Here is a 19,641-nt window from a genome sequence, read left to right on the forward strand (position 1 = left end):
GTGTCCCTGTCCGGGGGAAGGGTCCAGCGGAACGACGGCCGCGACACGTTGCTGCCCGTCCGTCGTTCCGCCCCCACCACCCCCGCCACGGAGACGCCCATGTCACCCGTCCCGCCGCACCACCGTCCATCCCGTCCACCGCTGCGCCGGCCGCTCGCCGTGCTGGCCGCGCTGCTCGCCACCGTGGCACTGGTGGCACCGCCGTCCCCGGTCCGGGCGGCCGACCCGCTGCTCTCCCAGGGGCGGCCCACCACCGCCTCCTCGGTGGAGAACGCCGGCACCCCGGCCGGCAACGCCACTGACGGCAACACCGGCACCCGGTGGTCCAGCGCCTTCGACGATCCCCAGTGGATCCAGGTCGACCTGGGCGCCACCGCCACCGTCTCCCGGGTCACCCTGGTCTGGGAGGCCGCGTACGCGCGGGCGTACCAGATCCAGACCTCGACCGACGGCGCGGCCTGGACCACCGTGTTCAGCACGGCGTCCGGCGACGGCGGCACCGACGACCTCACGGTCACCGGCACCGGCCGCTACGTGCGGATGACCGGCACGGCCCGGGCCACCGCCTACGGCTACTCGCTGTGGGAGTTCCAGGTCTACGGCGTCACCGGCGGCGGCGCCGGCTGCGACACCGCGACCAACGCGGCGCAGGGCCGGCCCGCCACCGCCTCGTCCACCGAGAACGCCGGCACCCCCGCCACGGCGGCGGTGGACGGCAGCGCCACCACCCGCTGGGCCAGCGCCGCCAGCGATCCCCAGTGGCTCCAGGTCGACCTCGGCAGCGTCCGGACCCTGTGCCGGGTCGTTCTGAACTGGGAGGCCGCCTACGGGCGGGCGTACCAGATCCAGACCTCCACCGACGGCGCCGCCTGGACCACCGTGTACGCCACCACCACCGGGGACGGAGGGACCGACACCCTCACCGTCAGCGGCTCCGGCCGATACGTGCGGATGTACGGCACCGCCCGGGCCACCGGCTGGGGATACTCGCTCTGGGAGCTCACCGTGAACACGACCGGCGGCGGCACCATCCCGGGCGGCGGCTCGCTCGGACCGAACGTCATCACCTTCGACCCGTCGATGTCCAGCGCGAGCATCCAGAGCCAGCTCGACGCGGTCTTCCGCACCCAGGAGTCCAACCAGTTCGGCACCCAGCGGTACGCGCTCATGTTCAAGCCCGGCGACTACTCGGGCATCAACGCGCAGATCGGCTTCTACACCTCGATCATGGGACTCGGCCGGAACCCCGGCGACGTCCGGATCCACGGCGACGTCACCGTCGACGCCGGCTGGTTCAACGGCAACGCCACCCAGAACTTCTGGCGGTCGGCGTCGAACATGCAGGTGTTCCCGTCGGCCGGGTTCACCCGGTGGGCCGTCTCGCAGGCCGCGCCGTTCCGCCGCATGGACATCCAGGGTGACCTCAACCTGGCCCCGAACGGCTACGGCTGGGCCAGCGGCGGCTACATCGCGGACAGCCGGGTCACCGGCGTGGTCCAGCCGTACTCGCAGCAGCAGTGGTACACCCGGGACAGCAACGTCGGCGGCTACCTCAACGCCGTGTGGAACATGACCAACTCCGGCGTGGCCGGTGCGCCGGCCACCAGCTTCCCCAACCCGGCGTACACCACCCTGGCGCAGACCCCGGTCAGCCGCGACATCCCATACCTGTACCTCGACGGCGGTGGCAGCTACCAGGTGTTCGTCCCGTCCACCCGGACCAACGCCAGCGGCGCGTCCTGGCTGGGCGGCGCCACCCCCGGCACCTCGGTGCCGCTGAGCCAGTTCTACGTCGCCAAGCCGGGCGACTCGGCCGCCACCATCAACGCGGCGCTGGCGCAGGGCCTGAACCTGCTCTTCACCCCCGGTGTCTACCCGGTCAACCAGACCATCACGGTCAACCGCCCCGGCACCGTGGTGCTCGGCGTCGGCTACCCGACGCTGATCCCGCAGAACGGGGTGACTCCCATGACCGTGGCCGACGTCGACGGGGTCCGGCTGGCCGGGCTGCTCTTCGACGCCGGCCCGGTCAACTCGCCGGTGCTGCTCCAGGTCGGCGCGGCCGGCTCGACCGCGAGCCACGCCGCCAACCCGACCTCGATCCAGGACGTCTTCTTCCGGATCGGCGGCGCCGGCGCGGGCAAGGCCACCACCAGCCTGGTGGTCAACCAGAACGACGCGCTGATCGACCACATCTGGGCGTGGCGCGGCGACCACGGCACCGGCATCGGTTGGACCGTGAACACCGCCGACACCGGCCTCATCGTCAACGGGAACAACGTCACCGGGCTCGGCCTGTTCGTCGAGCACTACCAGAAGCACGAGGTGATCTGGAACGGCAACAACGGGCGCGTCATCTTCTTCCAGAACGAGCTGCCGTACGACCCGCCGAGCGCGTCGGCCTGGATGAACGGCTCCCGGGTCGGCTACGCCGCGTTCAAGGTGGCCGACGCGGTCACCTCGTTCGAGGGCTGGGGGATGGGCAGCTACTGCTACTTCAACGTCGACCCGACCATCGCGGCGTACCACGGCTTCGAGGCGCCGACCAGGGCGGGCGTACGGTTCCACAGCCTGCTCACCGTCTCGCTCGGCGGCAACGGCTCGATCACCCACGTCATCAACGACACCGGCGGCACCGCGCAGGGCACGAACACCGTTCCCGTGAACGTGGTCAGCTACCCGTGACCGTGCCGGGGGCGGTGGGGAGACCCGCCGCCCCCGCGCATGACGGGGGCCCCGGCGGGTACGCGACCCCGAACGGGGAACCAGCGGGAACGGAGGAACGGGATGAAGGTCCGAAGCTCCCTGCGCGCGCTCAAGCGCAAGGCCAACTCGATCGTGGTACGCCGCCGCGGCAAGGTGTTCGTGCTCAACAAGGCCGATCCCCGGCAGAAGGCCCGGCAGGGCTGACCGGCGTGGCCGACATCCTCATCACCGGGGCCGGCAGCGGCCTCGGCCGAGGCGCCGCGCTCGGCCTGGCCCGGGCCGGCCACCACGTCGTCGCCGGCGCCGAGATCTGGCCGCAGGTACGCGAGCTGCGCGCCGAGGCCGAGCGCACCGGCGTGACCCTCGACGCGATCAAGCTGGACGTGACGGACGCGGCCGACCGCGCCGCCGCCCGGCGGCACCGGGTGGACATCCTGGTGCTCAACGCCGGAGTCCAGGAGGCGGGGGCGGTGGTGGAGATCCCCATGGACCGCGTCCGCCGGTCCTTCGAGGTGAACGTCTTCGCGCACCTGCACCTCGTGCAGGACCTCGTGCCGCCGATGCTCCAGCGCGGCGCCGGCAAGATCGTCTGGGTGTCCTCCGCGGTCGGCATCCGGACCCGGCCGTTCGTCGGCGTCTACGCCGCCACCAAGCACGCCATCGAGGCGCTGGCCTGGGCCATGAAGGGCGAGCTCGAATCGCGCGGCGTCCGGGTCGCCGTGGTCAACCCCGGCCCCTACCGGACCGGCTACAACGACACCGGGGTGGAGGCGATGTCCCAGTGGTGGGATCCGTCGACCGCCCTGCTGGATCGGCCCGACTTCGCCGACTACCTGAAGCACCAGCGCGACCCGCGGGAGATGGTCGAGGAGATGGTCCGGGTGATCCCGGCCGACCATCATCCCTTCCGGACGGCCTGGCCGGAGGAGATGGGGCAACGGCTCAGGGAGTTCGAGTCGCAGGTCTGGGACGCGACGACGTGACCCAGGCCGGGGCCGCGTGGCGGTCAGTCCTCGTCGGCGCCGGGCGGCCACGGTGGCTCGCCCACGCCGGTGATCCGCACCCCACCCCACGGGTCGGCCTCGGCGAGCCGGCCCCGGGCGACCCGCTCGCCGACCCGCACCTCGACGTCGCGCCGGCCCGAGCGGAGCAGCCGCAGCACGCGGGGCTCCGGCTCGATCCGCCCGGCCCAGTGGTAGCGCCCGTCGACCGGCTCCCAGCGCCCGCTGGCGTGCAGGCGGACCGCGGTGCCGGCGATCTCGGCCGGGCCCTGCCAGCTCACTGGTCGATCCGCTCGTGGGCGCGGGTCAGCTCGTGGGGCAGGTCGGCGCCGCGCCGGACCCCTTCGATGCCGCTCCAGAGCAGGGTGGTCAGGTAGTCGGTGAGCGCGGCCCGGCGGATCGGCTGGCCGTGCGTGGCCCACCAGTCGCCGACCGCCTGCACGAACCCGACCAGCCCGTACGCCCAGGGTTCGGCGGGGCCGGCGTCGAGCCCGAGCGCGCGCAGCCGGTCGCCGATGACCCGGGCCAGGCCGGTGGCCACCTGCCGGCTCGTGCCGGCCACCACCTGCTGGATGCCGGGATGCCCGGCCTCGTGCAGCAGGAACCGGTAGAGCGTCGGCTCGGACTCGATGATGCTCAGGTAGGCGTCGATGGTCGCCTCGACCAGTGCGCGCTCCTCGCGGACCTGCTCTACGGCGGGTGCCACGGCGTCGACGACCCGGGCCGCCACCACCTCGCTGACGGCCAGCCAGAGCTGGGCCTTGTCGGCGAAGTAGCGGTAGAGCACCGGCTTGCTGACCCCGGCCGTGGCGGCCACCTGGTCCATGTCGACGGTCGGCCCGTGCCGCAGCAGCGCCTGCACGGCGGCCCCGATCAGCTCCTGCCGTCGCTGCTCGCGGTGGTCGGCCCAGCGGTCGCGCCGGCCGGTGCGCGGAGGTGCGGCCGGGTCCGGCGGTGCGTCCGAGCCATTGACATCGGTGGAGGTGCGTCGCATGCTACCACTCGTAACAGTTACTTGAAGTTACGTCAACCAGGAGGGGCCATGGAGGGGACGTCGGCCGGATTCCCGCGCGAGGCGGTGGCCACCCGCCTGCTCGCCGCCTCGGTGCGTACGAGCTACGACCCCGTCGTCGACATCGACTGGTCGGCGCCGCACACCCCCGGGGCGTACTGGATGCCGCCGCGGCGCAGCAGCCTCTACGGCACGGCGCTGTGGGAGGGGATGAGCGAGGAGCAGCGGATCGAGCTGACCAAGCACGAGGTGGCCAGCGCGGCCAGCGCCGGGCTCTGGTTCGAGACGATCCTCATGCAGATGCTCATCCGGCATTACTACGACGCCGACCCGACCACCCGGCACGCCCAGTACGCGCTCACCGAGGTCGCCGACGAGTGCCGGCACTCCATCATGTTCGGTCGGCTCATCGAGGCCATCGGCTGCCCGGTCTACCGGGCCGATCCGGTCGACCACCTGCTCGGGCGCTGGCTCAAGGCCACCGCCACCGGCCCGCAGATGTACGCGGCCATCCTCATCGCCGAGGAGATCCTTGACGCCTTCCAGCGGGAGGCCATGGCGGACGAGACGATTCAGCCGCTGATCCGGATGGTGTCCCGGATCCACGTGGTCGAGGAGGCCCGGCACGTGCGGTTCGCCCGCGACGAGCTGGCCCGCCAGGTCGAGGCCGCCGGCCCCGTCGCGCTGGGCTACGCGCGGCTGGTGATCGGGCGGGCCGCGTACTCGATCACCCGCCGCCTGGTCAATCCGCGGGCCTACGCGGCCGTCGGCATCGCGCCGGCCGTCGGGGTGGCCGCGGCCCGGGCCAACCCGCACTGGCGGGCCACCCTGCGCTGGTCCGCCCAGCGCATCGCCGAGCACCTCACCGAGCTGGGCCTGATCGCCGGGCCGGGCCGGCTGCTCTGGCGCCGCTCCGGCCTGCTGGAGGACTGACCGACGGCGGCCCGCCCGGGGAGGGCCGCCGCCGGTCGCGCCGGTCAGGACGTGGGGAAGTTGTCCGGGGTGCGGATGCGGCTGCGCATGAAGTTGCCGGAGTCGGTGAGCACGGCCGTGCCGGCGTAGGTGCCGCCCGCGCAGGTGCCCGGCCGGAACGCCGCGCTGCCCTCACCGGCGTCGGAATACGTCCAGTTCGAGTAGCTGATCTTCAGCCGGTCCAGCAGGTCGAGCCAAGCCGTGCTGCTGGCCGTGTCGACCGCGCCGTCACCGGTGTAGGTCACCGGTTGCGGCGCCACCCGGCCGAGCGCAGCCGGAGCGCGTTGCAGACGTCGAACACGCCGGACACGTCCCAGGCCAGCTCGCCGGCCACCCGGCGGGTCTCCGGGTCGGCCACCATCCCGGCCAGGATCACCACCCGGTTCTGTGCCGTCACGGTGATCTGCTGTCGCCGGGTGGTCCAGTCGATGCTCAACCGCTGCGCCACCAGCGCGGCGAGCCGCACGTCCGCGTCGTCGGGCGCGGGCCCGTCGTTGGCGAACGGGAAGTCGGGGTACGGCCAGGACATCACGAGCTGCGGGCTCCTTCGACTCGTTCGCGGCTCTCCACCGGCGCCTCGGGCCGGCGGGGCGCCGCCGCCACGACCGGACCGCCCAGCGCCCGGGCGCGGCTGTCGAAGACCGCGAAGACCCCGTCCAGCCGCATGGTGTGCAGCACGGTGCGCACGAACCGGGACGGCGCCACCAGGCACAGCCGCCGCCCGTCGCGCCGGGCCTCCTGCCGGGCCCGGACCAGCAGCCCCAGCCCGGCCGAGTCGATCACCTCGACCTCGGTGAGGTCGACCAGCACCCGGTCGCCGACCGTGGCGGCCTCCGCCAGCGCCCGGCGTATCCGGTCGGCGGAGTCGGTCTCGGGGACGGCGGGGGCGCCGCCGACCTCGTCCAGGTCGTCGACGCCGAGGCCGCCGGCCTCGACGGTGGCCCGCGCGCCGCACCGCGGGCAGTGGTGCGGCCCGGAGGCGAAGGGTGAGCCGACCCAGCCGTTCTCGAACACCAGCGTCCAGACCACCTCGGCGTCCGGCAGGATGCAGCCGGTGCCCGTGACGCTGTCACCGCAGCCGTCGCAGATGAGCAGCATCAGGTGCTCCGAGGGTACGACCGTCACGATCCCTCCTTCCGCCGCGCGCCCGACCGGGACGGCGGTTCCTTGCCGGTCACCGGGCGGCCGGCGGCGATGACCGCGAGGACGACCGCGATGGCGGCGAAGCCGGACTGCACGACCAGCGGCCACACCGCGGGTCCGCCGGGACCGCTGTCCACCAGGCCCGCGACGATCGCGCCGAGCAGCGCGGCGGCGACCCCGAGCGCGAGGGTCAGCCAGACCGGCGCGGCCGTGCGGCCCGGCACGACCAGGCGGCCCACCGCGCCGATCGCCAGCCCGACGACGAGCGCCCCGACCAGCGTGCTGCCGTTCACGGTTCCTCCCTCGCGGCCCCGCATGTCCGGTCCGCTCCACCCTCCGCAGGGATCGTGGAGGGCGTCGCGCGGTTGTATGTCATTTCCATGACAAAAGCCGGGAACGGCTGACGCATTTGGGTGACCCGTGCGCGGGCGGTCATGATGCGCATATGACGGCCGTACTGGTGATCGAGGACGACGACCGCATCCGGCTCGCACTCCTGCTCGCCTTGGAGGAGGAGGGCTATTCCGCGTCCGGGGCGGCGACCGCGGAGGAGGGGCTGCGCCGGCAGCGGGAGGACCCGGCGGACAACGTGCTGGTCGACCTCATGCTCCCCGGCCTCGACGGGTTCGAGTGCATCCGCCGGCTGCGCCGCGACGACGACGTCCCGATCGTGGTCGTCAGCGCCCGCGACGACACCCACGACATCGTCGCCGCGCTGGAGGCCGGCGCCGACGACTACGTGGTCAAGCCCGTGGCGATCAAGGAGCTGTCCGCCCGGCTGCGGGCCCTGCGCCGGCGCGGCCGGGTCGTGGCGGACGCCGTCCCCGCCCAGGTCTTCGGTGACCTGGAGATCAGCCCCGAGGCCGGCGAGGTCCGCCGCGCGGGCCGTCCCGTCCCGGTGACGCGGACCGAGTTCCGGCTGCTCTGCGAGCTGGCCGAGCACGCCGGCCGGGTGCTGTCCCGGCAGCAGCTGCTGCGCCGCGTCTGGGGGTACGAGACCGGCGACGAGCGCCTCGTCGACGTGCACGTGGGCCGGCTGCGGCAGAAGATCGAGCCGGACCCGGCCAACCCCCGGCACCTGGTCACCCTCCGCGGCCTCGGCTACAAGCTCCAGCGATGACCCGCCTCGGACTGCGCGCCCGGGTCACCGCCGCCTTCGCCGTCGGCGCGTTGCTGCTCGCCGCGGTGATGGCCCTCTTCTCGTACGACCTGACCCGCCGCTCGCTGCTCGACGAGCGGGAGCGCACCGCCGTCCGGGCCGCCTACTACGACGCCGCGGTGGTCCGGTCGGGGCTGGACACCGGGACCCCCGACGTGGTGGCGGTGCTGCGCTCGCTGGACACCGGCAGCAGCCGCCGCCCGCTGCTGCACCTGCGCGACGGCTGGTACGCCCGCACCGCCGACGTCGGGGCCGGCTCGGTCCCGGTGGAGCTGCAACGGATGGTCGCCGCCGGCCAGCCGGCCGTGCAGCTGGTCCGCCTCGACGGGCAGCCGACGCTGCTGGTCGGCGTCCCGCTCGCCGGCGAGCTGGGCTACTACGAGCTGACCTCGTTGCGCGAGGTCGAGGGGACCTTCCAGGTGGTCGGGCTGGCGCTGACCGCGGTGGCCATCATGGTGGCCGGGGCCGGCGCGGCCCTCGGCTGGTACGCCACCCGGCACAGCGTCCGGCCGCTCACCGCGGTCGCCGACGCCGCCGAGCGGATCGCCGCCGGGGACTTCGCCACCCGGCTCGACCCCACCACCGACCCGGACCTCACCCGGCTCTCCACCTCGTTCAACCACATGGTCGACCAGTTGGTGCGGCGGATCGACCGGGACCGCCGGTTCGCCGCCGACGTCAGCCACGAGCTGCGCTCGCCGTTGCAGACCCTGGCCGCGGCCGCGAGCGTGCTGACCCGCCGCCAGGAGCACCAGGACGCGCGTACCGCGACGGCGGCGGGACTGGTCGCCGACGAGGTGGCCCGGTTCCAGCGCCTGGTGGACGACCTGATCCAGCTGGCCCGCACCGAGCAGCCCGCGCACCGCGACACGGTCGACGTCGCCGAGCTGGCCCGGGCCGCCTGCCGGGAGCGGGAGCTGCCGGAGAGCCTCGTCGAGGTGGCCGCCGGCACCCCGGCGCAGTGGCGGGTCGACCGGCGCCGGGTGGAGCAGATCCTGCTGAACCTGCTCGACAACGCCGTGCGCTACGGCGGCGGCCCGGTCGCCGTACGCCTCGGCATGCACGACGGGATCGGCGTCCTGGAGGTCGACGACGAGGGGCCGGGCGTGCCGGCGGTCGACCGGGAGATCATCTTCGACCGCTTCGTCCGGGGCCGGGCGGCGCACGCCCGGGCCCGCACCGACGGCACCGGCCTCGGTCTCGCCCTGGTGGCCCAGCACGCGGCCGCACACGGCGGGCAGGCCGGCGTGGTGGACCGGGAGCGGGGCGCCCGGTTCCGGGTCGAGCTGCCGGGGGCGGGCGAATGACCCGGCGGCTGCTCCCGGCGCTGTTCGCCGCCGCGCTGCTCGGCGGCTGCGGGGTGCCGGTCGACGACGAGCCCCGCCCGGTGCAGCGGCCCCCGGGCAGCTTCCCGACCCCCGTGGGCACGGCGACGGCCGAGCCGGACGGGCGGGTGGACGAGCCGCTCTGCTTCGTCCGGGGCGACGGGCTGGCGGCGGTCACCCGCCGGGTGGACGGCCTGCCCGGTGTGGACGCGCACCTGCAGCACCTGCTGGCCGGGCCGGACGGCGCCGAGCGGAACCGCGGCCTCGCCACCGCCCTGCCGGGCACGGTCGCGGTGGCCGGCGCCACCCTGGCCGGCACCGTGGCCACCGTCGACGTGCGGCAGGCCGGTGAGGAGACCGGCCGCAACGACGAGGTCCTCGCCTTCGGGCAGATCGTCTGCACGCTGACCCAGCGCCCGGACGTGGACAGCGTGGCGTTCCGCCGCGACGGGCAGCCGCTGGAGGTGCCCCGGGCCGACGGCAACGTGTCCTCGCTGCCGCTCACCGCCGCCGACTACCGGCCGCTGGTGCGCCGCTGACGGCCAAAGTGGTGCGGGCCACGGCGCCTTTGTCCGTTGCTGGGCGAAATCGCCATCGTCCGTTCGGTTGATTAGGTGGCAGACTTTGGTCTAGGGTGACTGGCACGACCGGTGCTCGGGAGGCACCCGTTCTCCTCAGGACAGGAAGGGCAGCATGACCACGATGACCATCGCGCCGACGACGACCGCCGAGGTGCACCGCACGGCGGTGACCGGCGAGGAGACCCGGGCCAGCGAGCTGATCGCGGCCCTGGCCGAGCTGCCCGAGGGCCACCCGGGGCGGCCGGCGCTGCGCAACCAGGTCATCGAGGCGTGGCTGCCGCTGGCCAACCACCTCGCCGCCCGCTACAGCGGCCGGGGCGAGCCGGCCGGCGACCTGGCCCAGACGGCGGCCCTCGGTCTGATCAAGGCGGTGGACCGGTTCGACGCCTCCCGGGGCGTGGACTTCGCCGGCTTCGCCATCCCGACCATCCTCGGTGAGATCAAGCGGCACTTCCGCGACCGCACCTGGAACATCCGGGTCCCGCGCCGCCTCCAGGAGCTGCGGCTGCGCATCTCCGAGGCCAACAGCACGCTGACCCAGACCCTCAACCGGGCCCCGACGGTCGCCGACATCGCCAGCCACCTCGACGTCACCGAGGAAGAGGTGCTCGAGGGCCTGGAAGGCGCCCGCGCCTACAACGCCGTCTCGCTCTCCACCCCGATCGGTGACGGCGACAGCGCCACCGAGCTGGGCGACACCCTCGGCACCGAGGACAACGAGTACGAGCTGGCCGAGCTGCGCGCCTCCCTCGGCCCGGCGCTCGCCACCCTCGACGAGCGCGAGCAGAAGATCCTCACCCTGCGCTTCTACGGCAACCTGACCCAGAGCGAGATCGCCGCCCGGGTCGGTGTGTCCCAGATGCACGTGTCCCGGCTGCTCGCCCGCGCGCTGACCAAGCTGCGCGGCCAGCTCACCGAGGCCTGATCGGTCCCGGGCGGCCCGCCGCCCGGCTCGTTCACACCCGGTTCACGCGAGCGCTGCCGCCTCGCCCGGACCCGCGCACCGCCGCCGACTCCCCTCGGTGGCGGTGCGTCTTCCTCTCCACCCCGCCTCGCCCGTCCAGCGGGCCGGGGCGGGTCTGTGCATACTTGCGCCGTTGCAATCGTTGCCGGGGGGCACCCGGCTGTCCCAGAGGCGGTAGTGGTGGTCGACCAGACGATCCCGCGGCGACGCGAAACGACCCCGGCGGCCGGTGGCCCGGTGGCCGATCCGGGCCTCCGGCAGCTGTTGGCCGGCCTCACCGCGGTCCGGGACGGCGACTTCGGCACGCGGCTGCCGGAGGACGCCGACGGGCTGCTCGGCGAGATCGCCACCGTCTTCAACGGGATGGTCGACCAGCTCTCCCTGTTCACCTCCGAGGTGACCCGGGTGGCCCGGGAGGTCGGCACCGAGGGGCAGCTCGGCGGGCAGGCCGACGTGCCGGGCGTCTCCGGCACGTGGAAGGACCTGACCGATTCGGTCAACGCGATGGCCGGCAACCTGACCGACCAGGTGCGCGACATCGCCGAGGTGGCCACGGCGGTGGCCCGGGGCGACCTCTCGCAGAAGATCACCGTCGACGTGCGCGGCGAGATCCTGGAGCTGAAGGTCACCATCAACACGATGGTGGACCAGCTCTCCTCGTTCGCCGACGAGGTGACCCGGGTGGCCCGGGAGGTCGGCAGCGAGGGCCGCCTCGGCGGCCAGGCCGAGGTGCCCGGCGTCGCCGGCACCTGGCGCGACCTGACGGACTCGGTGAACTTCATGGCCGGCAACCTGACCAGCCAGGTGCGCAACATCGCCCAGGTCACCACGGCGGTGGCCCGGGGCGACCTGTCCCAGAAGATCACCGTCGACGCCCGGGGCGAGATCCTGGAGCTCAAGAGCACCATCAACACGATGGTGGACCAGCTCTCCTCGTTCGCCGACGAGGTGACCCGGGTGGCCCGGGAGGTCGGCACCGACGGCCGGCTCGGCGGGCAGGCCCAGGTCAGCGGCGTCGCCGGCACCTGGCGCGACCTCACCGACTCGGTGAACTCGATGGCCGTCAACCTGACCGACCAGGTGCGCAGCATCGCCCAGGTGGCCACGGCGGTGGCCCGGGGCGACCTCTCGCAGAAGATCACCGTCACCGCGCACGGCGAGATCCTGGAGCTGAAGAACACCATCAACACGATGGTGGAGCAGCTCTCCTCGTTCGCCGACGAGGTGACCCGGGTGGCCCGGGAGGTCGGCACCGAGGGCCGCCTCGGCGGCCAGGCCGACGTCAAGGGCGTCTCCGGCACCTGGAAGGACCTCACCGAGTCGGTGAACGTAATGGCGGACAACCTCACCGCCCAGGTCCGCAGCATCGCCGAGGTCACCACCGCGGTCGCCAAGGGTGACCTGACGCAGAAGATCCGGGTCGACGCCCGGGGCGAGATCCTCGCCCTGAAGGAGACCATCAACACGATGGTCGACCAGCTCTCCGCCTTCGCCGACGAGGTCACCCGGGTGGCCCGCGAGGTCGGCACCGAGGGTCGGCTCGGCGGTCAGGCCCGCGTCTCCAACGTGGCCGGCACCTGGAAGGACCTGACCGACAACGTCAACGAGATGGCGAACAACCTGACCAACCAGGTGCGCTCCATCGCGCTGGTCGCCACCGCGGTGGCCCAGGGCGACCTAAGCCGGCAGATCACCGTCGAGGCCAAGGGCGAGGTCGCCGTGCTCGCCCAGACCATCAACACGATGGTCGGCACGCTCAGCGCGTTCGCCGACGAGGTGACCCGGGTGGCCCGCGAGGTCGGCACCGAGGGGCAGTTGGGCGGTCAGGCCCGGGTGCCGAACGTGGCGGGCACCTGGAAGGACCTGACCGACAACGTCAACTCGATGGCGAACAACCTCACCGGCCAGGTGCGCAACATCGCCCAGGTGACCACCGCGGTGGCGCAGGGCGACCTCACCAAGAAGATCGACGTGGACGCCCGCGGCGAGATCCTGGAACTCAAGACCACCATCAACACGATGGTCGACCAGCTCTCCAGCTTCGCGGCCGAGGTGACCCGGGTGGCCCGGGAGGTCGGCAGCGAGGGCCGCCTCGGCGGTCAGGCCGAGGTCGAGGGCGTCTCCGGCACCTGGAAGCGGCTCACCGAGAACGTCAACGAGCTGGCCGGGAACCTGACCCGGCAGGTGCGCGCCATCGCCGAGGTGACCAGCGCGGTCGCCACCGGCGACCTGACCCGCTCGATCACGGTCGACGCCTCCGGCGAGGTCGCCGAGCTCAAGGACAACATCAACTCCATGGTGGAGTCGCTGCGCGAGACCACCCGGACCAACCAGGAACAGGACTGGCTCAAGACCAACCTGGCCCGCATCTCCGGCCTCATGCAGGGCCACCGGGACCTGGAGGTGGTCGCCGGGCTGGTGATGAACGAGCTGGCCCCGCTGGTCTCCGCGCAGCTCGGCACCTTCCTGCTGGTCGACGAGACCACCGACGGCCGTGGCCTGCGGGTGGTCGGTGGCTACGGCCACGACGCCACCCGCCGCCGGTACGCCCTCGGCGACTCGCTGGTCGGGCAGGCCGCGCTGAGCAAGCGGGCCATCGTGGTGGACGCCGTGCCGGCCGACTACGTCACCGTCTCGTCCAGCCTCGGCGCGGCCGCGCCGCTGCACCTGGTGGTGCTGCCGATCCTGTTCGAGGACCAGGTCCTCGGCGTCATCGAGCTGGCCAGCATGGGCCGGTTCACCGAGATCCAGCGCGACTTCCTCGAGCAGCTCACCGAGACCATCGGCGTCAACGTCAACACCATCGTCGCCAACGCCCGCACCGACGTGCTGCTGACCGAGTCGCAGCGGCTGGCGGCCGAGCTGCGGGCCCGCTCCGAGGAGCTGCAGGCCCGTTCCGAGGAACTCCAGAGCTCCAACGCCGAGCTGGAGGAGAAGGCCGCCCTGCTGGCCCGGCAGAACCACGACATCGAGACGAAGAACTCCGAGATCGAGCAGGCCCGCCAGGAGCTGGAGGCCCGAGCCCAGCAGCTCGCCCTTGCCTCCAAGTACAAGTCGGAGTTCCTCGCCAACATGAGCCACGAGCTGCGTACGCCGCTGAACTCGCTGCTCATCCTGGCCCAGCTGCTGGCCCAGAACCCCAACCGCAACCTGACCCCGAAGCAGGTCGAGTACGCCACCGTCATCCACTCGGCCGGCGCCGACCTGCTCCAGCTCATCAACGACATCCTCGACCTGTCCAAGGTCGAGGCCGGCAAGATGGACATCAACCCGGAAACGTTCGAGCTGTCCACGCTGCGCGACTACGTCGACGCCACGTTCCGCCCGCTCACCACGCCGCGCGGCCTGGAGCTGGACCTGGTCACCGGCCCGGACGTGCCGGCCCGGCTGCACACCGACGAGCAGCGGCTGCGGCAGGTGCTGCGCAACCTGGTCTCCAACGCGGTCAAGTTCACCGAGAAGGGCCGGGTGCAGCTGCGCATCGAGCGGGCCCGCCCGGACGAGCTGCCGGCCGGGATGCCGCCGGCGGAGACCGTCATCGCGTTCCGCGTCGTCGACACCGGCATCGGCATCGCCGAGCAGCACCTGACCGCCATCTTCGACGCGTTCCAGCAGGCCGACGGCACCACCAGCCGGCGCTACGGCGGCACCGGCCTGGGCCTGTCGATCAGCCGGGAGATCGCCCGGTTGCTCGGCGGGCAGATCACCGCGGAGAGCGTCCTCGGCCAGGGCAGCACCTTCACCCTCTACCTGCCCGCCACGGTCACCGCGCCGCTGCCCGACACCGGCCTCGGCGTCCCGGCCGCGACGACGGCGGCTCCGGTCGAGTCGGAGGCCCAGCGCTGGGTGGCGCAGCAGCAGCGGCGGGTGCTGGTGCTCGAACCGCACGAGAAGGGCCTGCTCACCCTGCTGGTCCGCGGGGTGGCCGCGGAGACCGGCGGCCCGGTCGAGGTGTCGACGGCGGTGGACGTCGAGGCGGCGGTCGGCACGCTCGCCCGGCACCGCCACCACCTGCTCGTGGTGCAGCTCGACCCGGCCGACGAGCACGGCACCGCGCTGCTCAAGGCGCTGCACGAACATCCCGACCTGCGCGGCCTGCCGGTGCTCGCGTACCACGGGCAGCCGCTCGCCGCCGGGCAGGAGACCCTGCTCCAGGGGATGGCCGCGGACCGCCCGCTGGAGATCCTCGGCAGCCTCGACGAGCTGCGGGAGCGGATTGTGCTGCACCTGACGGCGGACGCCCCGGAACGGGTGCCGTCGTTCACGGCGCCGGCCGCCGACCGCAGCCCGGTCGGTGATCCGGTGGTCCGGGAGCTGTCCGGCCGCAAGGTGCTCGTGGTGGACGACGACGCTCGGAACGTCTTCGCCCTGACCAACATCCTCGAACTGCACGGCATGGATGTGGTCTACGCGGAGAACGGCCGCAAGGGCGTCGAGACGCTGATGCGGCACGACGACATCGACCTGGTGCTGATGGACGTGATGATGCCCGAGATGGACGGGTACGCGGCCACCGCCGCGATCCGGGCCATGCCCCGCTACGCGGACCTGCCGATCATCGCGGTGACCGCGAAGGCGATGCGCGGGGACCGGGAGAAGAGCATCTCCTCCGGCGCCAGCGACTACGTGACCAAGCCGGTCGACGCGGAGGACCTCCTCACCTGCATCCACCGCTGGCTGACCAGCTGACCCTCGCCTCAGCAGCGGGATTCGTGCGGAACCATCTCGTTCATCATCTGGGTCAGCGCATAGTCGTGTCGACCGTCCGCCAGCTCGGCGGTGTCGATCCTGGCCGAGAACATCAGACCGTGCTTGACGACCAGGGAGACGGGAGCCGGGAAGCCGTCCGCGGTCTCGTCAGTGACCTCCCGGAAGCCGTCGGGGGGCACACCGGCGGTCACCGACTCCACCACGGGAGCATCCCCCTCCGCGACGATCTCCCACACGGTGCGGGTGTCGGTCTCGCCCTCCCCTGGTGGCATGGTGAGGCGCAGATAGCTGATCGGGCAGGCGCGGTCGAACCGCAGGACGAGCGCGCCGTCCACCACTTCGGCTGTCACCCGCTCGCCGCCGGTGGAGTCGCAGGCGAGCACCGCGGTGGCGACGAGCGGCAGGACCAGGCCCAGACGCCAGCCGGCAGCTCGACGACGTGTCCGTCCTCTCGGGCGACGACCCGCCGTCCGGGCAGCGAACGTCAATTGCCACATGGGGGCCCCTCCCGTGATCCGCGACCCGCCGAGCACCGTCAGTATTCGCGATGTCTCCTGCTTATGCCATGGGCGTTCGTGGGCCGGTGACCCCGCGGCCCAGCGTGCGCACCGCGGTCGAGGACACCGCGGCCAGTTCGGGCTGCGCGGGCAGGAACACGGTGGGGACACCCAGCGACTGGTTCATCGCGGCGAGCTGGTACTCGGTCCGAAGGTCGGTGGTGTTACGCACGCCGCGGACGATCACTCCTACTTCGTGGCGACGGCAGTAGGTGGAGGTCAGCCCGCTCCAGGCCGCAACGGTGACGGAGGTCCAGTCGACCGGCAGAATGGCCCGGACAGCGGCCGCTCGCTGCTCTTCGTCGGTGCCCGGATGCTTGCTGCTGTTGACCGCGACGAGCACGACCACCTCGTCGAAGAGGTTGCGTGCCCGGTTCACCACATCCAGATGCCCGGGAGTGAAGGGATCAAAGCTGCCCGGGTAGACGGCTCGCACGCGTGCGCGCCCGAGGGTGCGTGCGGTCGAACCCGGTCCCGGCGATGGTTCGGGTGTCACGGCCGCAAGACCCGCCGCGCATCGCGGACGACCTGCTCCGAGGCCAACGGGGCCCAGGAGGCGAACAGTTCCCGGAAGTAGGTGCCGTGCCGCTCCGCCACCGCGGGATCGTGCTCGATGACGTCTAGTTCGTTGACGATGCTCAGGTCCACAAGCGACCGAAGTTGAGCCGCATCCGGCGTCCTCACCTGACGTACGAAGCGGTCGAACACCTGGCCGGTCTGTGCCAGCTCCCGCCAGCTGCGTCCACGGTCGCAGGCGCCATACAGATAGACGAGCTCCTCGGCGTCGGCGCCGACGAAATCCCGCAGCACGGCGCGATCGGCCCGATCGAGCAGGGTGAGGTCGAACCCGTCGGTGCCGTAGACGGCGTGGGTGAGGCCCGCGGCCTGCACGTCACTGCCGCAGCCGAGCACGGCGAGCCGTTCGCTGACTCGACACAGGTGGGCGTACAGGTTGCCCCCGGGATGCGGGATCTGCTCAGCTCCATGCCGGCGGAGCCAGACCCGCACGCCTTCGTCGGTGCTCATGGCCCGACTGTAGGTATCGGCTGTCGCATTCGCTGGCCCCTGGGTGTGGGCAATATGTCACACCGCCGTGGACGTCCGTCGACCTGCGCCGTCCCCAGGCCGGCCGGCGATCTTGTGGCGCCGTCCGCAGTGGACTTCTTCGCGTCCCCGCTCAGATCGGTCAACGGCGTACCCGGTAGCGCAGGTGCAGCACCCGGTTGCCCTGAATCACCACGTCAGGACCCTCCAACAGGTGCTGCGCGGGGACCGACCCGAATTAGCGCTTGCCGGGGGGCGGCCCGGCGGGCAGGTCGCCGGCCGGGCCGCTCCGGAGGTGGTTCAGTTCACCACGGTGCCGGGGGTGGCGGCGGCACCACCGGTGGGCGGTCGTCGCAGGTGATGGTGTTGGGCAGGAGCCAGGGGGCGAGCCAGCCGCCGTCGTTGTCGCCGAGGTCGGTGAGCGCGAACTCCGAACCGGCCGGCGTGAAGTGGAACGATCCGCAGTTGTTCACCCCGACCGCCCCGACGTTGCGCGCGTCCACGTTGGCGAAGGAGGCCGAGCCCGCGGTGCGGGCGCTCACCACCGAGGTGCCGGCGCCGTCGACCCGGATGTCCCGGAAGTGGACGTTGTCGATCGCTACGGCGTCTTTCACCGGCCAGTCGCTGACCAGCATGATGGCGTTGTAGGTGTTGTCGAGGTAGCGGTCGCCGGTCACCTGGATGTCGGCGTCGATGCTGCGGTCCAGCGCGTAGAACCAGATGGCGCCGAGGCCGAGGTTCCAGTTCAGGTCGTACGTGCCGGCCCGGACCGTGGTGTTGCCGGTGATCCGGAGCCGGCCGGCGAACGGCTCGGCGCCGAACCGGGAGCCGACGTGGATGGCGCTGCCCTCGCGGACCGGGTCGGCGATCAGGTTGTGCGAGACGGTGAGGTCGCTGCCGCCGTAGAGGGCGATGCCGTTGGCCAGGACCGGGGATTGCACGGTGTTGTGGTCGAACGTGTTGTGCGCGTTGCCGGTCCGCTCCGACCACATGGCCAGGGCGTCGTCGCCGGTGTTGCGGATGAAGCTGTGCGAGATGGAGGAGTGGGTCACGCCGGTGTGGAAGTTCAGCCCGTCGGCGATCTGATCGGCGATGACCGTGTTGGTGACCCGCAGGTCGGTCATGGGCCCGTCGAACCACAGGCCGACCTTGGTGTGGTGCAGGTAGAGGCCGTCGACGCTGGAGTGGTTGAGCGCCCCGCCGATGGCGTTGACCTGGTCGGTGTCGATACGCTCCCGCACGTCGCCCTCGATGGCGAAGCCGGAGAGGTGGACGTCGCTGCTGCCGCCGTCGGCGGCGTCGCGGCCGTAGAAGCCGACGCCGGTGTGCACCGAGCCGTCGGGGGCGGGGGTGTCCAGGGCGACCTCGCGGCCCTTGACGACGGTGTACCAGCTGCCGGCGCCCGCGATCGTCACGTCGTCGACGGTGATGTGCCGGTTCACCTGGTACGTGCCCGGCGGGAGGTAGAGCGTGCGGTCCAGGCGGCGGGCGTACGCGATCGCCCGGTCGAAGGAGTCGGCGGACTCCCGGCGGCCGGTCGGGTCGGCGCCGAAGGCCAGCACGTTCACCGCGCGGGGCAGCACCCGAGGCGGGGCGACGAGGTGCGCGTCGAGCAGGTCGATCACCGTCCACGCCGCGGCCGTGCCCGTCGGGGCGGTCAGCCGGACCACCTCGCCGGCCCGGTGGGTACGGCCCAGCAGCAGGCGCTGCTCGTCGTAGAAGTGGTGCGGCCGGAACGGCTTGGTGATGGTGGGCGTGGGTGTGGTGGCCGCCGGCACGCAGGAGCACTCGGTGATCCACCAGTCCGGGTGAAGCAGGTCGGCGTCGGGGTCGTTGGTGAACGGGTACTGGTTGTAGAGCCAGGCGTACTGCGAGGTGAGCGTCATGGTGCGGGCCGGTCCGTGCCCGACGGCGACGCGCAGCGGCGCGGTGATCCCGCCGCCGCCGGGCGCGTCGGGGATGCTGTACCGGACGGTGAGCGCGTTCGTGGCCCTCGGGAGGGTGAACTCGACGTACTGGCCGGGGGAGAGGCGGACCGCCCGCCGCCCGGACGCCTCGCCCGCGAGGGTGTAGGCGGCGCGGTCCGGGCCGATGACCGTGCCGTTGGTCCGGGCGTGCTCGGCCTCCTGCTCGACGAAGTCCACGGTGGCGCCCCGGCCGGTGACCAGCGCCGGGTCGAGCCCGGCCCGGGTGACCACGGGGGTCGGGCCGGCGTGGCCGGCGGCCAGGGCGGCGCTCCCGGACGGTACGGCCAGCGCGACGGCGACGGCCGCCACTGCGAGGATCCTGGCGATCGGCACGGCCGGGCGACGGCCCGCCGCGCCTTCCACGCTCCGCTGCATCGGACTACCCACTTTCGCCGGGGGACGGGGGAGACGGTGGTGGCGTCGGCGCGGCTCGGACGCGCCCGCCGAAAGGTGCCTCATGTTATTCCTGGGGTTTGTCAATATTCAAGCGCCTGTTTGTT

The 19,641-nt window shown here is 72.5% G+C and carries 19 protein-coding genes and 1 pseudogene; 9 read left to right on the forward strand and 11 right to left on the reverse strand.

What is annotated here, in order from left to right; all coding sequences use genetic code 11:
• Nucleotides 1-99 precede the first annotated feature (99 nt).
• The 3 genes from ABZ452_RS20630 (at nucleotide 100) to ABZ452_RS20640 (ending at nucleotide 3,689) form a co-directional block, all read left to right on the forward strand.
• Nucleotides 100-2,685, forward strand: a complete 2,586-nt coding sequence (locus ABZ452_RS20630; RefSeq protein WP_357945141.1) for a discoidin domain-containing protein — start codon at nucleotides 100-102, stop codon at nucleotides 2,683-2,685.
• Between the two features lie 102 nt (nucleotides 2,686-2,787).
• Complete coding sequence (locus ABZ452_RS20635; RefSeq protein WP_091265774.1) at nucleotides 2,788-2,910, forward strand: 50S ribosomal protein L36; 123 nt, start codon at nucleotides 2,788-2,790, stop codon at nucleotides 2,908-2,910.
• A gap of 5 nt (nucleotides 2,911-2,915) precedes the next feature.
• Nucleotides 2,916-3,689 (forward strand): SDR family oxidoreductase, encoded by a 774-nt coding sequence (locus ABZ452_RS20640; protein ID WP_357945144.1) that lies wholly within the window; start codon nucleotides 2,916-2,918, stop codon nucleotides 3,687-3,689.
• Between the two features lie 23 nt (nucleotides 3,690-3,712).
• On the opposite strand, the gene ABZ452_RS20645 is transcribed toward ABZ452_RS20640, so the two are convergent.
• Both ABZ452_RS20645 and ABZ452_RS20650 read right to left on the reverse strand, forming a co-directional pair.
• Complete coding sequence (locus ABZ452_RS20645; protein ID WP_357945146.1) at nucleotides 3,713-3,988, reverse strand: DUF4873 domain-containing protein; 276 nt, start codon at nucleotides 3,986-3,988, stop codon at nucleotides 3,713-3,715.
• Entirely contained in the window at nucleotides 3,985-4,701 is a 717-nt protein-coding gene (locus tag ABZ452_RS20650; RefSeq protein WP_357945149.1) for a TetR/AcrR family transcriptional regulator, read from the reverse strand. Before ABZ452_RS20650 ends, ABZ452_RS20645 begins: the two co-directional genes overlap by 4 nt.
• 48 nt (nucleotides 4,702-4,749) lie before the next feature.
• Here ABZ452_RS20650 and ABZ452_RS20655 point away from each other — a divergent pair, with 48 nt between their 5' ends.
• Nucleotides 4,750-5,652, forward strand: coding sequence for a diiron oxygenase (locus ABZ452_RS20655; RefSeq protein WP_357945151.1), 903 nt, complete (start codon nucleotides 4,750-4,752; stop codon nucleotides 5,650-5,652).
• A gap of 44 nt (nucleotides 5,653-5,696) precedes the next feature.
• Here ABZ452_RS20655 and ABZ452_RS20660 read toward each other — a convergent pair whose 3' ends face one another.
• Genes ABZ452_RS20660 through ABZ452_RS20675 form a run of 4 tightly spaced genes read right to left on the reverse strand, consistent with a single transcriptional unit; the run spans nucleotide 5,697 to nucleotide 7,127 of the window.
• A complete protein-coding gene (locus ABZ452_RS20660) occupies nucleotides 5,697-5,951 on the reverse strand; it encodes a hypothetical protein (protein WP_357945154.1) in 255 nt (84 codons plus the stop codon).
• Complete coding sequence (locus ABZ452_RS20665) at nucleotides 5,933-6,220, reverse strand: BON domain-containing protein (protein WP_357945371.1); 288 nt, start codon at nucleotides 6,218-6,220, stop codon at nucleotides 5,933-5,935. The genes ABZ452_RS20660 and ABZ452_RS20665 overlap by 19 nt, the downstream gene beginning before the upstream one ends.
• A complete protein-coding gene (locus tag ABZ452_RS20670) occupies nucleotides 6,220-6,816 on the reverse strand; it encodes an STAS domain-containing protein (RefSeq protein WP_357945156.1) in 597 nt (198 codons plus the stop codon). Before ABZ452_RS20670 ends, ABZ452_RS20665 begins: the two co-directional genes overlap by 1 nt.
• A complete protein-coding gene (locus ABZ452_RS20675; protein WP_357945159.1) occupies nucleotides 6,813-7,127 on the reverse strand; it encodes a hypothetical protein in 315 nt (104 codons plus the stop codon). The genes ABZ452_RS20670 and ABZ452_RS20675 overlap by 4 nt, the downstream gene beginning before the upstream one ends.
• A 152-nt stretch (nucleotides 7,128-7,279) precedes the next feature.
• Here ABZ452_RS20675 and ABZ452_RS20680 point away from each other — a divergent pair, with 152 nt between their 5' ends.
• The 5 genes from ABZ452_RS20680 to ABZ452_RS20700 all read left to right on the forward strand — a co-directional run bounded on the left by ABZ452_RS20680 (nucleotide 7,280) and on the right by ABZ452_RS20700 (nucleotide 15,552).
• Complete coding sequence (locus ABZ452_RS20680; protein WP_357945161.1) at nucleotides 7,280-7,954, forward strand: response regulator transcription factor; 675 nt, start codon at nucleotides 7,280-7,282, stop codon at nucleotides 7,952-7,954.
• Nucleotides 7,951-9,300, forward strand: a complete 1,350-nt coding sequence (locus tag ABZ452_RS20685; protein WP_357945163.1) for a HAMP domain-containing sensor histidine kinase — start codon at nucleotides 7,951-7,953, stop codon at nucleotides 9,298-9,300. Before ABZ452_RS20680 ends, ABZ452_RS20685 begins: the two co-directional genes overlap by 4 nt.
• Complete coding sequence (locus tag ABZ452_RS20690; RefSeq protein ID WP_357945166.1) at nucleotides 9,297-9,857, forward strand: GerMN domain-containing protein; 561 nt, start codon at nucleotides 9,297-9,299, stop codon at nucleotides 9,855-9,857. Before ABZ452_RS20685 ends, ABZ452_RS20690 begins: the two co-directional genes overlap by 4 nt.
• A gap of 154 nt (nucleotides 9,858-10,011) precedes the next feature.
• Nucleotides 10,012-10,824 (forward strand): SigB/SigF/SigG family RNA polymerase sigma factor, encoded by an 813-nt coding sequence (locus ABZ452_RS20695; RefSeq protein ID WP_357945168.1) that lies wholly within the window; start codon nucleotides 10,012-10,014, stop codon nucleotides 10,822-10,824.
• A gap of 276 nt (nucleotides 10,825-11,100) precedes the next feature.
• Complete coding sequence (locus ABZ452_RS20700) at nucleotides 11,101-15,552, forward strand: HAMP domain-containing protein (protein ID WP_357945170.1); 4,452 nt, start codon at nucleotides 11,101-11,103, stop codon at nucleotides 15,550-15,552.
• 8 nt (nucleotides 15,553-15,560) lie between these two features.
• On the opposite strand, the gene ABZ452_RS20705 is transcribed toward ABZ452_RS20700, so the two are convergent.
• The 5 genes and pseudogenes from ABZ452_RS20705 to ABZ452_RS20725 all read right to left on the reverse strand — a co-directional run bounded on the left by ABZ452_RS20705 (nucleotide 15,561) and on the right by ABZ452_RS20725 (nucleotide 19,516).
• Nucleotides 15,561-16,070, reverse strand: coding sequence for a hypothetical protein (locus ABZ452_RS20705; protein WP_357945172.1), 510 nt, complete (start codon nucleotides 16,068-16,070; stop codon nucleotides 15,561-15,563).
• A gap of 61 nt (nucleotides 16,071-16,131) precedes the next feature.
• Nucleotides 16,132-16,566 carry a pantetheine-phosphate adenylyltransferase gene (gene coaD, locus ABZ452_RS20710; protein ID WP_357945174.1) on the reverse strand — a complete coding sequence of 145 codons (435 nt, stop codon included), beginning with the start codon at nucleotides 16,564-16,566 and terminating at the stop codon, nucleotides 16,132-16,134.
• A gap of 56 nt (nucleotides 16,567-16,622) precedes the next feature.
• Complete coding sequence (locus ABZ452_RS20715; protein ID WP_357945177.1) at nucleotides 16,623-17,156, reverse strand: DUF6817 domain-containing protein; 534 nt, start codon at nucleotides 17,154-17,156, stop codon at nucleotides 16,623-16,625.
• Between the two features lie 160 nt (nucleotides 17,157-17,316).
• A pseudogene (locus ABZ452_RS20720) lies at nucleotides 17,317-17,424 on the reverse strand (dihydrofolate reductase); the annotation flags it as partial.
• Nucleotides 17,425-17,479: 55 nt separating this feature from the next.
• Nucleotides 17,480-19,516 carry a glycosyl hydrolase family 28-related protein gene (locus ABZ452_RS20725; RefSeq protein WP_357945179.1) on the reverse strand — a complete coding sequence of 679 codons (2,037 nt, stop codon included), beginning with the start codon at nucleotides 19,514-19,516 and terminating at the stop codon, nucleotides 17,480-17,482.
• Nucleotides 19,517-19,641: the final 125 nt, after the last annotated feature.

Source organism: Micromonospora sp. NPDC005707 (assembly GCF_040631005.1).
Lineage (GTDB): Bacteria > Actinomycetota > Actinomycetes > Mycobacteriales > Micromonosporaceae > Micromonospora.